The sequence below is a fragment of the Micromonospora sp. NPDC000668 genome (assembly GCF_042897975.1).
Lineage (GTDB): Bacteria > Actinomycetota > Actinomycetes > Mycobacteriales > Micromonosporaceae > Micromonospora.
Window position 1 is genome coordinate 1,247,346 of sequence record NZ_JBIAYP010000001.1, and the last position, 13,913, is coordinate 1,261,258.

Here is a 13,913-nt window from a genome sequence, read left to right on the forward strand (position 1 = left end):
CGGGTGAGTGGGGGAAGGCGTCCGTCTCGCGAGGCACGTTGATTCTCTTCAGTTCACACGATGTTACTGAAGAATTTCTACGACAGCCGGGGCCCGACTTCAAGTCCTGACAGCGAACCGTTACACCACCGGCCGGTGCCGGGGCGCATAGCCTGAGGCGATGGGCCGCCTGCGCCAGCTCGCCGAGCGCACCCCGGCCGACCGGGAGCGGTACATCGATCTGCTTCGCGCGCTCGCCATCACCATGGTCGTTGTCGGACACTGGGGCGTCACGGTGATCGAGCGGGACGACGCCGGCCTGCCCACCGGGCACTCCGCGCTCGGCGACCTGCGGTGGGCGTACCCGCTGACCTGGATAGCCCAGGTGATGCCGGTCTTCTTCCTGGTCGGCGGCTACGCCAACGCGGCCTCGCTGACCCGGCTGCGCGCCCGGGGTGGCGACGCCGCCGGCTGGCTGCTCGACCGCAGCGCCCGACTGGTCCGCCCCACCAGCGTGCTGGTGCTGGTGCTCACCGTCGCGGCTGCGCTGGCCCGGCTACTCGGCACCGACCCGACCCAGATCCGCGAGGTGGTCTGGTTCGCCACCATCCCGCTCTGGTTCCTGGTCGCCTACCTGGCGGTGGTCGCGCTCACCCCACCGATGTACGCGCTGCACCGCCGCTTCGGTCTCGCCGTCCCGCTGCTGCTGGTCGCCCTGGTCGGTCTCGGCGACCTGGGACGGCTGACCGGGCCGGTGGAGCTGAGCTACGGCAGCTACCTGTTCGGCTGGCTGGCCGTACACCAGCTCGGCTTCGCCTGGCACGACGCCCGCGCCGCCTCGGCTGCCGTCGGTGAAACCACCCCGCCACGTGCGGTGGCCGACGCCGCCGGGCCGTCGGCTGCCGGGCATCCACAGGTACGCCGGCGTCGGCTGCCCACCTCCCGCCGGGCCGGCCTGGCGTTCCTGGCCAGCGGGCTGGCCGCGCTGCTGCTGCTCACCGTGCCCGGCCCCTGGCCGGTGGCCATGCTGAACGTGCCCGGCGAGCGGCTACACAACGCCGGGCCGCCCAGCCTCGCGCTGCTGGCCGTCGCCGCCGCCCAGCTCGGCCTGATCCTGCTGCTGCGCGGCCCGGCGGAGCGCCTGCTGCGCCGCCGGCGCCCGTGGCAGCTGGTGATCGGGGTCAACCTGGTGGTGCTGACCGTCTTCCTCTGGCACCTGACCGCCGCGATCCTGCTGATCGGGCTGCTCGACGCGACCGGGACACTGCCCACCCCAGCGGTCGGCTCGACCGCCTGGTGGGCGTGGCGGGTGCCCTGGCTGCTGCTGCTCACGGCCGTCCTGGCGGTCCTGGTCGCGATCTTCGGGCCGGTGGAGGCCCGTAGCGGTCGGCACCGCACCGGGCGCCGGGCCGGCCGGGGCACCACGACCCGCACGGTGCTGACCGTGGCCGGCTACACCGCCGTGGTGGCCGCGCTGCTGATCAACAGCGTGACCCCGAAAGGCGCCCAGGAGCCGCTCGGCATGCCCGCCCCGGCGCTGCTGGCGTACCTGGCCGGGGCGGGTGTGCTGCGGCTGCTCAGGTCTGGGTGGGGAACCCGAGGTTGACCCCGCCGTGGCGTGGGTCCAGCCACCGGCTGGTGACCACCTTGCCGCGGGTGAAGAACCGCACCCCGTCCTCGCCGTGTGCGTGCAGGTCACCAAAGAGCGAGGACTTCCAGCCGCCGAACGAGTGGTACGCCATCGGCACCGGGATCGGCACGTTGATCCCGACCATGCCCACCTCCACCTCGTGCTGGTAGCGCCGGGCCGCACCGCCGTCGTTGGTGAAGATCGCCGTGCCGTTGCCGTACGGGCTGGCGTTGACCAGCTCCACCGCCTCGTCGTACGAGCCGACCCGGACCACGCCGAGCAATGGCCCGAAGATCTCTTCGGTGTAGATCGACATCTGCGGGGTCACCCGGTCGAACAGCGTCGGGCCCAGCCAGAAGCCATCCGGGTCGCCGTCCGGCGTCACGTCCCGGCCATCGACCACCGGCACCGCTCCGGCGGCCACCCCGGCGTCGACGTAGGACCGCACCTTCGCCGCATGGGCGGCGGTGACCAACGGACCCATGTCGCAGCCCCGCCGGCCGTCACCGGTGCGCAGACCGGCCATCCGCGCGGCGATCCGCCCGACCAGCGCGTCCGCGACCGGCTCCACCGCCACCAGTACCGAGATGGCCATGCACCGCTCCCCCGCCGAGCCGAACCCGGCGTTGACCGCCGCGTCGGCCGCCAGGTCCAGGTCGGCGTCGGGGAGCACCACCATGTGGTTCTTCGCCCCACCGAGCGCCTGCACCCGCTTGCCGGCGGCGGTTCCGCGCTGGTAGACGTACCGGGCGATCGGGGTGGAGCCGACGAACGACACGCCCCGCACCTCCGGGTGGTCCAGCAGCGCGTCCACCGCCTCCTTGTCCCCGTTGACGACGTTGAGCACCCCGTCGGGCAGGCCCGCCTCGGCGAACCACTCGGCCAGCAGCAGCGCCGCGCTCGGGTCCTTCTCGCTCGGCTTGAGCACCACCGCGTTTCCGCAGGCCACCGCGACCGGCACGAACCACAGCGGCACCATCACCGGGAAGTTGAACGGGGAGATCACCGCGACCACCCCGACCGGCTGCCGGATGGTGTACGAGTCGACCTCGGTGGAGACGTTCTCGCTGAACGCCCCCCGCAGCGCCGAGGGCAGGCCGCAGGCGTACTCGATCACCTCCAGGCCGCGCTGCACCTCGCCGGCGGCGTCGGCCAGCACCTTGCCGTGCTCGGCGGTGATCACCTCGGCGAGCCGGTCCCGGCGGGCGTGCACCAACTCCCGGAAGGCGAACAACACCGCCGACCGCTTCGCCAACGACGCGTCCCGCCACGCCCGGGCGGCGCGGGCAGCGGCCTGCACCGCGACGTCGACGTCCGCGGTCGAGGCCAGCTCCACCTCGGCGGTACGCCGACCCGTCGCCGGGTCGAACACGTCGCCGCGCCGCTCGGAGGTGCCGCCGACCCGCTTACCGTCGATGAAGTGTCCGATACTCATGCCGCCACCCCCGCCGAGGAGCGGATCGCGTCGACGAGGATCGCCAGGCCCTCCCGGGCCTCCTCCTCGGTCAGCGTCAACGGTGGACCCATCCGCAGCACGTTGCCGTACAGGCCGCCCTTGCCGGCGAGCAGGCCGCCGGACCGGCACGCCTCGAACACCCGGTTGGTCAGCGCCGGGTCGGGCTCGCTGGAGCCCGGCCGGACGAACTCGACGCCGAGCATCAGCCCTTTGCCGCGTACCTCCGCGACGCAGTCGAGGCTGCCCACCTCGGCGCGCAGGCCGTCGGCGAGGATCGCGCCGACGCGGGCCGCGTTCGCCTGGAGATCGTGCTCAAGCAGGTAGTCGAGCACGGCGTTGCCGGCCGCCGTGGAGATCGGGTTGCCACCGAAGGTGGAGAAGCTGATCGCCGACACCGACTCCAGCACCTCGGCCCGACCGACCACCCCGGCCAGCGCGAACCCGTTGCCGATGCCCTTGGCGAAGGTGAGCAGGTCGGGGGTGACCCCGTGTGCCTGGTAGCCCCAGAAGTGCTCCCCGGTACGCCCCCAACCGGTCTGCACCTCGTCGGCGATGAACAGGATGCCGTGCTCGTCGAGGACCTTCTTCCAGCCCGCGAAGAGGCCGTCCGGCGGGTGCACGAAACCACCGACCCCCTGGATCGGCTCGGCGATCAGCGCGGCCACGTCGCCGGCGGTCTGCGTCGCCAGCACCTCACGCAGGTCCTCCACCGCCGCGTCGACCTGCTCCTCGGCGCTCAGCCGGGCCAGCAGACCGCGTACCCGGTCGCCGGAGTGCAGCCAGGCCACCTGGAGCGGGTTGAGCCCGCTGGCCGACCAGTTGCGGTTTCCGGTGACGCCCATCGCCGCGTAGGACCGGCCGTGGTAGCTGTTGCGCACGGCCAGGATCTGGTGCGAGCGGCGGTGGTTGGTGGCGACCAGCAGCGCCGCCTCGTTCGCCTCGGTGCCCGAGTTGGTGAAGAACACCCGTGCGTCCGGGATACCGGAGCGCTGCGCGATCTTCTCGGCCAGCTCCACCTGCTGCCGGATCAGGTAGAGCGTCGAGCTGTGCACGATGCCGGTGGCGAGCTGACGCTCGACCGCCTCGCGGATCTCCGGAATGTCGTAGCCGATCATGTTGGTCAGCACGCCGCCGAAGAAGTCCAGGTAGCTGCGGCCCTGGGCGTCGGTGACCCGGCGACCCGAGCCGGCGACCAGCTCGATCGGCTCGGCGTAGTACAACGGCATCCAGGACGGGAGCACGGCCCGGTGCCGGGCCAGCAGGTCGTCGGTCATCGTGGCAACCCTTCAGCGGCATTCGTGGATACCGCACGCTCCCACCGGCGGCCGGTGTGGACAACTGCCACTGTGTAGCGCAGGGCGCGTTCGCTCCTGACAGTGCGTCAGCCGGGCGACGGCAGTGGTCAGCCGGCGGTGGGCAGCGCCGAGCGGCGCCGCGCCACCCCGCCGGGAGCCGCCGCGTGCAGCGCCACGGCCACCAGCGCGAAGGCCACCCAGCCGGCCACCAGCGCGGCGACCGGCGAATCGTCCTGCCACCGGTGGTACGCCGTCAGGAAACCGACCAGCGCCAGGCTGTTGCGGGCGAAGTGCCCGGTGAACGCCACCAGGTCGCGGCGACTCTCGATCGCCACCAGCACCCCGGAGTAGGGGAAGGTCACCACCATCGCGCGCAGCAGTTCGCCCAGCAGCCCGGTGAGCGTCGCGCCGAGCAGGATCACCAGCATGCCGGACCGACCCGGTCGGCGCCGGGGTCGGCGAAGCAGATCGGCCATCGACGTACCTCCCGGGCGCTGGCTGCCGCCAGGGTAAGCCGCCCCGCCAACCGGTACCGGGCCACGCCGGCCCGCGCCGGGACCACCGCTCGGTACGATTCGGCGGTGCCCGAGATCCCTGCTCCGCCACCGGTACGGACGGCGGATGGACCGATCGGAATTACGCCGATGACCTCCGGATCGGTACTCGTCGGGCCGGACGTGGCGCTGCCCGCCGGGACCGTGGGCGCACCGACCAAGGCGATGATCGCGGGGATCGACGGGTGGATCGGCGCCGACCCGCTGCGCCGGCTTGTCGCCCGCTTCGGTGGCACCTGGCCGGCTGGCGACCTCGCCGACACCCTCGGGTTCCTCGACGAGTTCTCCGCCCGGCACTGGGACTTTCGGGGCGGCCGGGAGCGGCCCGACGCCCGGGAGCCGGACCTCGACGCCGGCACCGTCGAGCTGGTACGCGCCGCCGCCGCCGCGCTCGGGCTCGTCCGGCCCGTGGCACCGGTCAGGTCGGCGTACGCCCACCTGGTCGTGCTGGGCGGTCTGGCGCACGCCTGCCTGCGTCGCGTCGCGTACGCCGCGCACCTGCTGCGACGTGGGCTGCGGGTGACCGGCGAGGTGGCGGTGCTGGGCAGCTTCCGGCCGCTCTCCGACCTGGAGCACCGGACGTTGGCCGCGGCGGGCGTGCCCGGCTGCGAGACCGAGGTCGACGCCCTGGACGCGGCGGTCCGGCTGGCGTTCGGGGTGACCGCCCCGGCGCAGGAGGACGGCGTCGACGCGGGCCACGTGCACCACTCGTGGTCGTCGCGCACGTACCTGCCAGCCGCACTTCCGCCGGTGCGGGTGCTGGCCGCGCCGTCAAGCGAGCCGCAGCGTCGGCGCGCGCACACCGCGGACACCCAACGGTTCTGGGCCGGACACGTCCGGCTGGCCCCCGGCGACGCGGTGCTGCTGGTGACCGCGCCGATCTACGTGCCGTTCCAGCACTGCGACGCGCTGCGCACCCTGGCCGTGCCGTACCGCTGCGGGATCGACACCGTCGGGGTCGACCCCACCCTGGCGGACCTTGCCCGGCTGCCGGAGCCGACCCTCAGCCCGGGCCGCTACCTGCAGGAGATCCGCTCGGCGATCCGGTCGATGCGCGCCCTGCACACGGTGCTGACCACCGGCTGACCGGCGCGCGTCGAGGGCCGGCGCACGGCGGATCGCCGCGCACCGGCCCGTGGGCCGTGGTCAGTTCACGTAGACGGGGCTGTTCCCCTTGGTGGTGTCCCGCACCGGCGAGTACGTCGCGGAGAAGTACGCGGTGCCGAAGCAGAGGGACGGGCCGGAGAACTTGTTCAGCGGCTGGTTGGTGAAGGTGATCGAGTTGGTGGCGTTGGACGCCGCGCCGGTGAGGCTGTTGGTGCTGGTCCGGTAGACGCAGGTGATCTGGCCGAGCAGCGTGTTCAGCACGACGGTGCTCTGGATGGGCGCCGCCGCCGTGCCGGAGATCGTGACCACGCCGGCGCTGGTGACCGAGGTGGTGTACGGCAGGTTGTTGACGGTCACGCTGCTCACCCCGGTGGTGCCGAACACGTTGGTGGTGCAGCTGGTGAAGGTCTGGGCGGTGAGGCTCTCGGTGGCGGTGCCCGGGGCGATCGGGTTGGTCAGCACCTTGGCGCTGAAGCTGGACACGGCGCACTTCAGGCCGGTGGTGCCGCTGGCGGAGTTGTAGAAGGTGGCGTTGGTGCCGGTCTTGAGGCTGGCCTGGATGACGTCGTTGACGGCGACGGCGGTGCCGCCGGGCGTGGGGTAGGTCAGCACGTTCCCGGCGAGCGAGGACGACGGGTCGGCGGAGGCCGGAGCGGCGGCTACGACACCGGCCAGCAGTGCGAGGGCAGCGAGACCCCCGCCGATTCTTCCGTACCTGGGCATGGTTCTTCCTTCCGGTGGTGGGACGGGATTGAGCGGACCGCACAGGCGGTCACCGCCGGGCGGGGGGACCCGGGCGGCGATTGTGGCCATCCGCAGTGGACGGCGGTGGTGGAGGGCGTGCCGGGCGGCCGTCGGGGCCGGCCGGCGGTGATGGAGGTGCCGCTGCGTCAGCGGGCGGGCCGGCGTGGCGCACTGCGGCTGAGCCGCGTCACCTGCGCCTCTCCGACCTTGGGAGAGCGCTCGTGGTCGGCGATAATGGCAACCATCGAGCCCTCCTTCGACGAGCCAGGGTGACCATCCGGGGAGATCACCAATGGTAACTGCATGCCAACTGAGCGTGCAGAAAGTTATAAACCCCGGAGGGTCGCAAAGTCAACGCATCAACGGAGGTCGATAAGTTGACCACGCAGGGCCACCCGCAGCTGGCGCCCCTGCCGGGCGCACGTCCCGGCCGCGACCCGGACCGCGCGATCAAGCGCGGCCCGCGCCGCGTCTCCGCCGAGGTGGTGGCCGCGACCCAGCGTGACCGCCTCTTCGACGGGCTCGTGCACGAGGTGGCGACGAAGGGCTACGACAACGCCCGGGTCAGCGACATCTGCCACGCCGCCGGGGTGACCCGGCCGGCCTTCTACGCCCTCTTCACCGGCAAGGAGGACGCCTTCCTCGCCGCGTACCGGCACGGCATCGCCGTGGTGTCACAGCTGATGGAGGGCGCCTACCGCGAGGCCGGCCCGGCCTGGCCGGATGCCGCCCGCGCCGCGCTGCGCACCCTGCTGGAGGTGTTGGCGAGCGTGCCCGCGTTCGCCCGGATGGCGCTCGTCGAGGTGGACGCGGCCGGCCCGGACGCCCGCCGGGAGCGGGACGCCCTGCTCAGCAGTTTCCGCCGGTTCTTCGCCGACGCGGGCCCGGGGCCGACGGTCGCCGGCGTGGACCGGGACGCGCTGGTGTCCACGGTGGTCGGCGGGATCTACGCCACCATCCGTGGCCGGGTGGCGCAGGGTCGTGCGGCGGAGTTGCCACAACTGCTGCCGGTGCTCACCTACGCGGCCACCGCGCCGTTCCTTGGCACCGACGGCGCGGCCCGGGCGACGCGGCCGATACGCCCGGACGACGGCCCGAGCGCGACCGCGCCATGCGTGTCGCCCAGCGAGGCGACCGTCCACTCCTGATCATTCGGGGTCGGAAACCGCAGCGGTTTTTCACTTTGGCCGCATTTTACAAATGCCGCCCAACTGTCTGCCACACGCTGTTGACCCGCCCTTTACTCGGCGGTAACTTCGGCTCTGCGCCTCGATGCGCCTTCATCCCGGGTCGCAATTCCCATTGTCGCCAGTGAATTGATCTCAAAGGGGAGCCGTCATGTCGGAGCAGACCGCACCGATCGAGCCCGGTCCACCACGGAGCGGTGTGCGCTGGCGCCGGTTCGCCGTCACGTTCGGCACCGTCGTGGCGGGTGCGGCCGGCATGGTCGTGCTCACCGCCCAGGGCGTACTGGGCGCGCAGTTCGCCATCTCGGGCATGCCGTTCACCGTCACCGCCGACAAGCTCACCGGCACCGGGTTCGAGCAGTTCGCCACCCTCGACCAGATGATCCCGGACAGCCCCAACCAGGGCGACACCGGCGGGCAGGTCCTGGTGATCGTCTCGGCGATCGACCGGGCCGAGCTGACCAACCTCTGCCAGAGCATCAACCTGGGCGGCGTCTACCTGAAGATCACCGCCGGCGGCGCTGGCACGCCGGTCACCGCCCGGACCCTGGTCGTCGACGGCGACGAGATCGCCGGCAACGCCTCGTTCCGGAACATCGACGTCGGGCAGGACGCCAGCACCCTGGACAAGGTGCCCGGAGTGAAAGGTAACCCCGGTGTCTTCTCCCAGCAGGCGGACACGGTGACCATCGACAACCTGCGGCAGAACAACTACGCCACCACGGCCGCCGTCTTCAACCTGCCCAACCTGCGCATGGCGTTCACCTCCGACGGGTGCTGACGTGACCGCCGGACGACACCAAACGGCGCCGGCCGCCCGCCGGACCGGCGGGCGCTGGCGCCGCTGGCGGCGGGGCCGCCCGCTCACCGCCGGAGTGCTGATCGCCCTCGGGGGCGCGGAGATGCTGGTGACCCTGCGGGCACCGCTCGGGGTGCTGCTGCACATCGGGCCGCAGGGGCTCGCCGCGTACCTGGTGCCGACCGTCCTGGTGATCTCCGGGGTGCTGCTGATCACCGCCCCCCAGCAGCGGGTCTTCTACGCTCTGGTCTCGCTGGTGCTCGGGCTGGTCTCCTGGTTGACCTCGAACCTGGGCGGCTTCCTGATCGGAATGCTGCTGGCCCTGGTCGGCGGGGCACTCGCATTCGCCTGGACCCCGGACAAGCAACGCCGGTCGGCCGGTGCCCCGGCGGAGCCCGTGGCACCCGCACCGCGAGAGCCCGCGGACGACGACGACACGGCAGTGCTGCCCCTGACCGAGACGGCGGACCCGACCCCGGCGGACCGGAGCTGAGTCAGCGGGCGGTGTCCGCGACCGCCTGCGCGAACACCTCCGAGCGGTGCTCGAAGTTGCGGAACCGCCCGTAGCTCGGGGCGGCCGGCGAGAGCAGCACCACCCCGCCCGCGGGGGTGAGCTTGCGGGCCAGCCCCACCGCGGCGACCAGGTCCTCGGCGAGCTCGGTGCGTACCGCCGGCAGCCCGGCGAGCGCCTCGACGATCCGGGGGCCGCTGTCCGGGATGCCGATGACGGTGATCTCACGCTCGGCCAGGTGCTCCCGGAGCGGCGTGTAGTCGAGCCCACGGTCGCTGCCCCCGACGATCACGGTCAACGGCCGCCCGTCGTACGCGTCGATCGCGTGCATGGCCGCGTACGGGCTGGTGGCCAGGGTGTCGTCGACGAAGGTCAGCCCGGACGGGTCGGTGATCTCGGTGAGCCGGTGGGCCAACCCCTGGAACTCGGCGACCGCGACGGCGAGGCTGTTCCGGTCGGCCACCACGTCCACGCCGAGCGCGTCGAGCACGGCGAGCGCGACGCAGAGGTTGCCCTCGTTGTGCCGGCCCACCAGGGGCAGCACGGCGCGCGGGAAGAGCGGCTGGTCACCGAGGTGGAACCAGGGCGTGCCGTCCGCGCCAGTGGCGACGTGGGTGGTGTCGGTGCGACCGGCGCGGACCGCCGGCCGATCACCGAGCTCGGCGGCGAGCCGGGGGTCCGCGCCGTTCACCACGATCGTCTCCGGCCCGTGGGCGAGCAGGTTGAGCTTGTCCCGGTAGTACTCCCGCTCCCCGCCGTGCGCGTCCAGGTGCTCGGGGAAGAGCGCGGTGACCACGGCCACCCGGGGCGAGTCGGTGAGGTCGCTGCACTGGTAGCTGGACAGCTCCAGCACGTACAGCTCCGCCTCGGGCAGGTCCAGGGTGGGCACGCCGATGTTGCCGCCGAAGACGTTCGGCCGGCCCATCGCGGTGAGCAGGTGGCTGATCAGGCTGGAGGTGGTGCTCTTGCCCTTGCTGCCGGTGACCCCGACGGTGCGCGCGGCGTGGTCGGCCATCCACAGCGCGGTGCCCTGGGTGACGGTGACGCCGCGCCCGCGCAGCTCGACCAGCCACGGGTGGGTCTGCGGCACGCCCGGCGAGCGGACCACCACGTCGGCGGCGGCCAGTCGCTCGAAGCCCGCCTCGCCGGTGACCAGTGGGGCTGCCTCGGCCAGCGGGCCGTCCCAGGGCAGCGAGAGGAAGTTGGCGCTGTCGTCGACGGCGACCAGCTCGGCCGGGCCGTGCGCGGCGATCGCGGTCACCGCGGCCCGGCCCTCCCGGCCGGTCCCCCAGACGGCGACGGTACGTCCGCGCAGGTCAGACAGGCGCACGGGGCTCTCCTCAAGGGTCGCGGCGGCGGTGGGGCGGGCGCGGTCCGGCGCAGCCGGACACGGCCGGACGAACCAGGGCCTAGTATGGCGTGTGCCCAACGAGCAGCTCCGGCGGATGGACGCCTTCACCTTCCCGTCCTACTCGATCGACTTCGCCACCGGCGAGGTGTTGTTCGACTACGCCTTGACCGGCCCAGCCGGCGAGCAGCGGTTCACCGAGGTCATCACCCTTCCGCTGCCTGCCGAGCCGCCCTCGGACGAGACGGTGGCCACCCTCGGCCGGGTGCTGGAGGTGCTGCACCTGGTCGCCGGGGTCAGCTACTACAAGGCCGCCGCGCCGCCCCGGCTGGTGCTGCCGGCGCCGCTGGGCGCGGCCGCCGTCGACTACGTCACGGCCATCTACACCCAGGGCCTGGCGGAGTACGCGTACCGCAACCAGCTGCCGCACGTGCTGGAGCTGCGCCCGGAGGTGCCGGCCGGTGAGGTGCCACCGGCCCGGGTGTACGACGACTCCGACCGTCGCCCGCTCTCCGCGGTCGGTGGCGGCAAGGACTCCATCGTCAGCCTGGAGGCGCTGCGCCGGGCCGAGCTGGACCCGGTGCCGTTCTCGGTCAACCCGAACCACGTGATCGTCTCGGTCAACGAGGCGTCCGGGCTGACCCCGCTGGCCGCCCGGCGCCGGATCGACCCGGTGCTGTTCGACCTGAACGCGGCCGGCGCGCTGAACGGGCACATTCCGGTCACCGCGATCAACTCGCTGATCGCGGTGGCCACTGCCGTGCTGCACGGGCTCGGCCCGGTGGTGATGTCCAACGAGCGCTCGGCGTCCGACCCGAACCTGGTCTGGAACGGCCACGAGATCAACCACCAGTGGTCCAAGGGTGTCGAGGCGGAAGGGCTGCTGCGGGCGGCGCTGGCCGAGCACGCCGGCCTGACCGAGCCGTACTTCTCGCTGCTGCGCTCGCTGTCCGAGCTGCACATCGCCCGGCTCTTCGCCGAGTTCACCCGGTACGACGACGTGGTGACCAGCTGCAACTCCGCCTTCAAGCTGCACAACGCGAGCGAACGCTGGTGCCGCGACTGCCCGAAGTGCCGGTTCGTCTTCCTGGCCATGGCGCCGTTCATGCCGCGCGAGCGGGTGGTGGGCATCTTCGGCGGCGACCTGCTGGCCGACGAGTCGCAGATCCCCGGTTACCGGGAGCTGCTGGGCGTGGACGGGCACAAGCCGTTCGAGTGCGTGGGCGAGGTCGAGGAGTCGGTGGTGGCTTTGGGCCTGCTCGCCGAGCAGGACCAGTGGCGCGACGCCCCGGTGATCCGCGCCCTGGTCGACGCCGTCCCGGCCACCGCCTGGTCCGCCGTGGCCAACTCCGACGTCTTCACCCCCGGTGGCCCCAACCACATCCCCCCGACCTACGCCAAAGCCCTGACCACCCTCACCTGACCCACTCACCTTGGGTGGGGGGTCAGGGGGTGCGGACGGCGTCCAGGGCCAGTAGGGCCACGTGCAGGGAGAGACAGGCTTCGACCGAGTCGAGGTCGACGTCGAGGATGCGGGCGATACGGGCCAGGCGCTCGTAGAAGGCCGGCCGGGACAGGTGGGCGGCGGCGGCGCCGGCGGACTTGTTGCGCCCCTGCTCCAGGTACGCGCGCAGGGTGTCGAGCAGCCGCTCCCGGGGGTGCCGGGCGTCGTACTCCAGCAGAGCCCCGAGTTCGCGCTCCACGAAGGTCTGCAACCGGGGCTCGTCGCGCAGCAGGTGCAACAGGCCGGCCAGACCCACGTGCGGTAGCCGGAAGATCGGCAGGTCACGCCGGTCGCGGCGGGCCGCCTCGGCGATCTGCCGCGCCTCGATCAGCGATCGTCGGGCCTCCCGCAGGCTGCCCACCCCGGACCCCGCGGCCACGATCACCCCGCCCACCGACCGACCTACTCCGTCGGCCACCACCCGGGACGCGTCGGCACCGGACGCCACCGGGGACGCGTTGGCGCCGGACGCCGCCCGGGACGCGCCTGCGTCGAGGCGTACCCGGCGCAGCGAGGCGGCGAACGCGGACAGCGCGCGGTCCTCGGCGGCCGGGTCGGGCAGGGCCAGCAGCGCGCCGACCGAGTGGTCGTCGACCGCGCTGGTCAGTGCGGTCAGCTTCGCCTCCCGCAGCGCCTGGCCGACCGCCTCGGACAGGTCCCGCAGCCGGGCCGGGCCGGCCTCGGGACCGCCCTCGCCGGCCGGGTCGTCGGCCCGGTGCCGGACCATCACGCCGACCAGATGCCGGCGGTCGAGCACCACGCCGAGCGCCTTGGCCCGCAGCGCCACCTCGTCCACCGATCGGGAGTGGTCGAGCAGTGCGGTGAGCAGGGTGCGGTGGATCTGCCGTTCCAGCCCTTCGGCGTCGCGGCGGATCAGCCGGCCCAGCGCGAGGGTGGACGCGGCCCGCTCGATCAGGATGGTGAGCCGGGTCGGCGGCCCGGGGCTCGGGTCGGGCCGCGCCGGGTCGGTGCCCCGGCGGGTGGGCAACTCTCCGCCGCCGGGCCAGCGCAGCAGCAGCCGCCCCCAGTCCTGGCCCCGGGCTCCGACGACCGTCACCAGCCAGCCGCTGTCCGGGTCGTACGCGGTCCGCCCGGCCGGCCGGATCCGCCGGGAGTGCTGCTCCCAGCCGTCCAGGAGCAGTTCGGCGCTCTCCCCCGCCGGGTCGTACCCCAGCACCTGCCGGGACAGGTTCTCCAGCACCACCGGGCAACCTGACAGCTCGGCGGCCTGCCGGATCACCTCGGTGGCGTCGGCGCCCTCGACCGAGAGGTCGGTGAACCGCTGGTGGATCTCCTCGGTGGCGCGCAGCTCGGTGAGCTGCGCGTCGACGATCAACGCGTGCACCGCCTCGGTGATCCGCACGAACGGGGTGGCCCGGCGCAGCTCCACCAGCGGCAGGCCGCGCCGCTCGGCGGCGGCGGCCATCACCCGGGGCACCCCGCTGACGTACCGGCGGCCCAGCTCGACGACGAGCCCGGAGACACCGACGTCGGCCAGGTCCCCGATGAACGCGCGCAGCCCCGCGTCGTCGCCGGGCAGCCCGATGCCGGTGGTGAGCACCAGCTCGCCACCGCCGAGCAGGGTGGCGATGTCGGGCACCTCGGCGACGTGCACCCAGCGGACCGGCCGGTCCAGCCCGGCGTCCCCGGCGACCAGGCGCGGCGCGCCGTGGCGGACCGGGTCCAGGGCGAGGACCTCACGGACGGTAGGGAACACGGCCGCCACGCTACCGTCCGTGACGCCGGAACTCGACATCCCGCTGTGGGGGCATCGTTCGAAGATCACATCGAGTAGCGTG

Annotated in this window: 12 protein-coding genes; 6 read left to right on the plus strand and 6 right to left on the minus strand. The window is 72.9% G+C overall.

What is annotated here, in order from left to right; all coding sequences use genetic code 11:
* Positions 1 to 160 precede the first annotated feature (160 nt).
* Complete coding sequence (locus ACFY29_RS05810) at positions 161 to 1,585, plus strand: acyltransferase (protein ID WP_386983738.1); 1,425 nt, start codon at positions 161 to 163, stop codon at positions 1,583 to 1,585.
* Here ACFY29_RS05810 and ACFY29_RS05815 read toward each other — a convergent pair.
* The 3 genes from ACFY29_RS05815 to ACFY29_RS05825 form a co-directional block, all read right to left on the minus strand.
* Entirely contained in the window at positions 1,557 to 3,044 is a 1,488-nt protein-coding gene (locus ACFY29_RS05815) for a CoA-acylating methylmalonate-semialdehyde dehydrogenase (protein ID WP_386983739.1), read from the minus strand. The two genes, ACFY29_RS05810 and ACFY29_RS05815, sit on opposite strands and share 29 nt — an antisense overlap.
* On the minus strand, positions 3,041 to 4,339 hold the full coding sequence (locus tag ACFY29_RS05820; RefSeq protein ID WP_386983741.1) for an aspartate aminotransferase family protein: 1,299 nt from the start codon (positions 4,337 to 4,339) through the stop codon (positions 3,041 to 3,043). The genes ACFY29_RS05815 and ACFY29_RS05820 overlap by 4 nt, the downstream gene beginning before the upstream one ends.
* 128 nt (positions 4,340 to 4,467) lie before the next feature.
* Positions 4,468 to 4,836, minus strand: coding sequence for a hypothetical protein (locus ACFY29_RS05825; RefSeq protein WP_386983743.1), 369 nt, complete (start codon positions 4,834 to 4,836; stop codon positions 4,468 to 4,470).
* 168 nt (positions 4,837 to 5,004) lie between these two features.
* On the opposite strand from ACFY29_RS05825, the gene ACFY29_RS05830 reads away from it, so the two are divergent.
* The gene (locus ACFY29_RS05830; RefSeq protein ID WP_386983745.1) at positions 5,005 to 6,000 is read left to right on the plus strand and encodes a hypothetical protein; all 996 of its coding nucleotides are present in this window, start codon (positions 5,005 to 5,007) and stop codon (positions 5,998 to 6,000) included.
* 60 nt (positions 6,001 to 6,060) lie between these two features.
* Here the strand turns inward: ACFY29_RS05830 and ACFY29_RS05835 are convergent, their stop codons facing one another.
* Positions 6,061 to 6,744 (minus strand): Tat pathway signal sequence domain protein, encoded by a 684-nt coding sequence (locus ACFY29_RS05835; protein ID WP_386983747.1) that lies wholly within the window; start codon positions 6,742 to 6,744, stop codon positions 6,061 to 6,063.
* A 398-nt stretch (positions 6,745 to 7,142) separates the two neighbouring features.
* On the opposite strand from ACFY29_RS05835, the gene ACFY29_RS05840 reads away from it, so the two are divergent.
* The 3 genes from ACFY29_RS05840 to ACFY29_RS05850 all read left to right on the plus strand — a co-directional run bounded on the left by ACFY29_RS05840 (position 7,143) and on the right by ACFY29_RS05850 (position 9,244).
* On the plus strand, positions 7,143 to 7,913 hold the full coding sequence (locus ACFY29_RS05840) for a TetR/AcrR family transcriptional regulator (protein WP_386983749.1): 771 nt from the start codon (positions 7,143 to 7,145) through the stop codon (positions 7,911 to 7,913).
* 190 nt (positions 7,914 to 8,103) lie between these two features.
* Positions 8,104 to 8,733, plus strand: a complete 630-nt coding sequence (locus tag ACFY29_RS05845; RefSeq protein ID WP_328418670.1) for a DUF6230 family protein — start codon at positions 8,104 to 8,106, stop codon at positions 8,731 to 8,733.
* A gap of 1 nt (position 8,734) precedes the next feature.
* Positions 8,735 to 9,244, plus strand: coding sequence for a DUF6114 domain-containing protein (locus ACFY29_RS05850; RefSeq protein ID WP_386983751.1), 510 nt, complete (start codon positions 8,735 to 8,737; stop codon positions 9,242 to 9,244).
* Between the two features lies 1 nt (position 9,245).
* Here ACFY29_RS05850 and murD read toward each other — a convergent pair whose 3' ends face one another.
* Entirely contained in the window at positions 9,246 to 10,592 is a 1,347-nt protein-coding gene (gene murD / locus ACFY29_RS05855; RefSeq protein WP_328418672.1) for a UDP-N-acetylmuramoyl-L-alanine--D-glutamate ligase, read from the minus strand.
* Positions 10,593 to 10,683: 91 nt separating this feature from the next.
* On the opposite strand from murD, the gene ACFY29_RS05860 reads away from it, so the two are divergent.
* Complete coding sequence (locus ACFY29_RS05860) at positions 10,684 to 12,033, plus strand: hypothetical protein (protein ID WP_328418673.1); 1,350 nt, start codon at positions 10,684 to 10,686, stop codon at positions 12,031 to 12,033.
* A gap of 22 nt (positions 12,034 to 12,055) precedes the next feature.
* Here the strand turns inward: ACFY29_RS05860 and ACFY29_RS05865 are convergent, their stop codons facing one another.
* Positions 12,056 to 13,840 carry a PucR family transcriptional regulator gene (locus ACFY29_RS05865; protein ID WP_386983754.1) on the minus strand — a complete coding sequence of 595 codons (1,785 nt, stop codon included), beginning with the start codon at positions 13,838 to 13,840 and terminating at the stop codon, positions 12,056 to 12,058.
* Positions 13,841 to 13,913: the final 73 nt, after the last annotated feature.

Coding starts and splice junctions, on each gene's coding strand:
- ACFY29_RS05810 (WP_386983738.1), top strand. CDS start 161: ATGGGCCGCCTGCGCCAGCTCGCCGAGCGCACCCCGGCCGACCGGGAG.
- ACFY29_RS05815 (WP_386983739.1), bottom strand. CDS start 3,044: ATGAGTATCGGACACTTCATCGACGGTAAGCGGGTCGGCGGCACCTCC.
- ACFY29_RS05820 (WP_386983741.1), bottom strand. CDS start 4,339: ATGACCGACGACCTGCTGGCCCGGCACCGGGCCGTGCTCCCGTCCTGG.
- ACFY29_RS05825 (WP_386983743.1), bottom strand. CDS start 4,836: ATGGCCGATCTGCTTCGCCGACCCCGGCGCCGACCGGGTCGGTCCGGC.
- ACFY29_RS05830 (WP_386983745.1), top strand. CDS start 5,005: ATGACCTCCGGATCGGTACTCGTCGGGCCGGACGTGGCGCTGCCCGCC.
- ACFY29_RS05835 (WP_386983747.1), bottom strand. CDS start 6,744: ATGCCCAGGTACGGAAGAATCGGCGGGGGTCTCGCTGCCCTCGCACTG.
- ACFY29_RS05845 (WP_328418670.1), top strand. CDS start 8,104: ATGTCGGAGCAGACCGCACCGATCGAGCCCGGTCCACCACGGAGCGGT.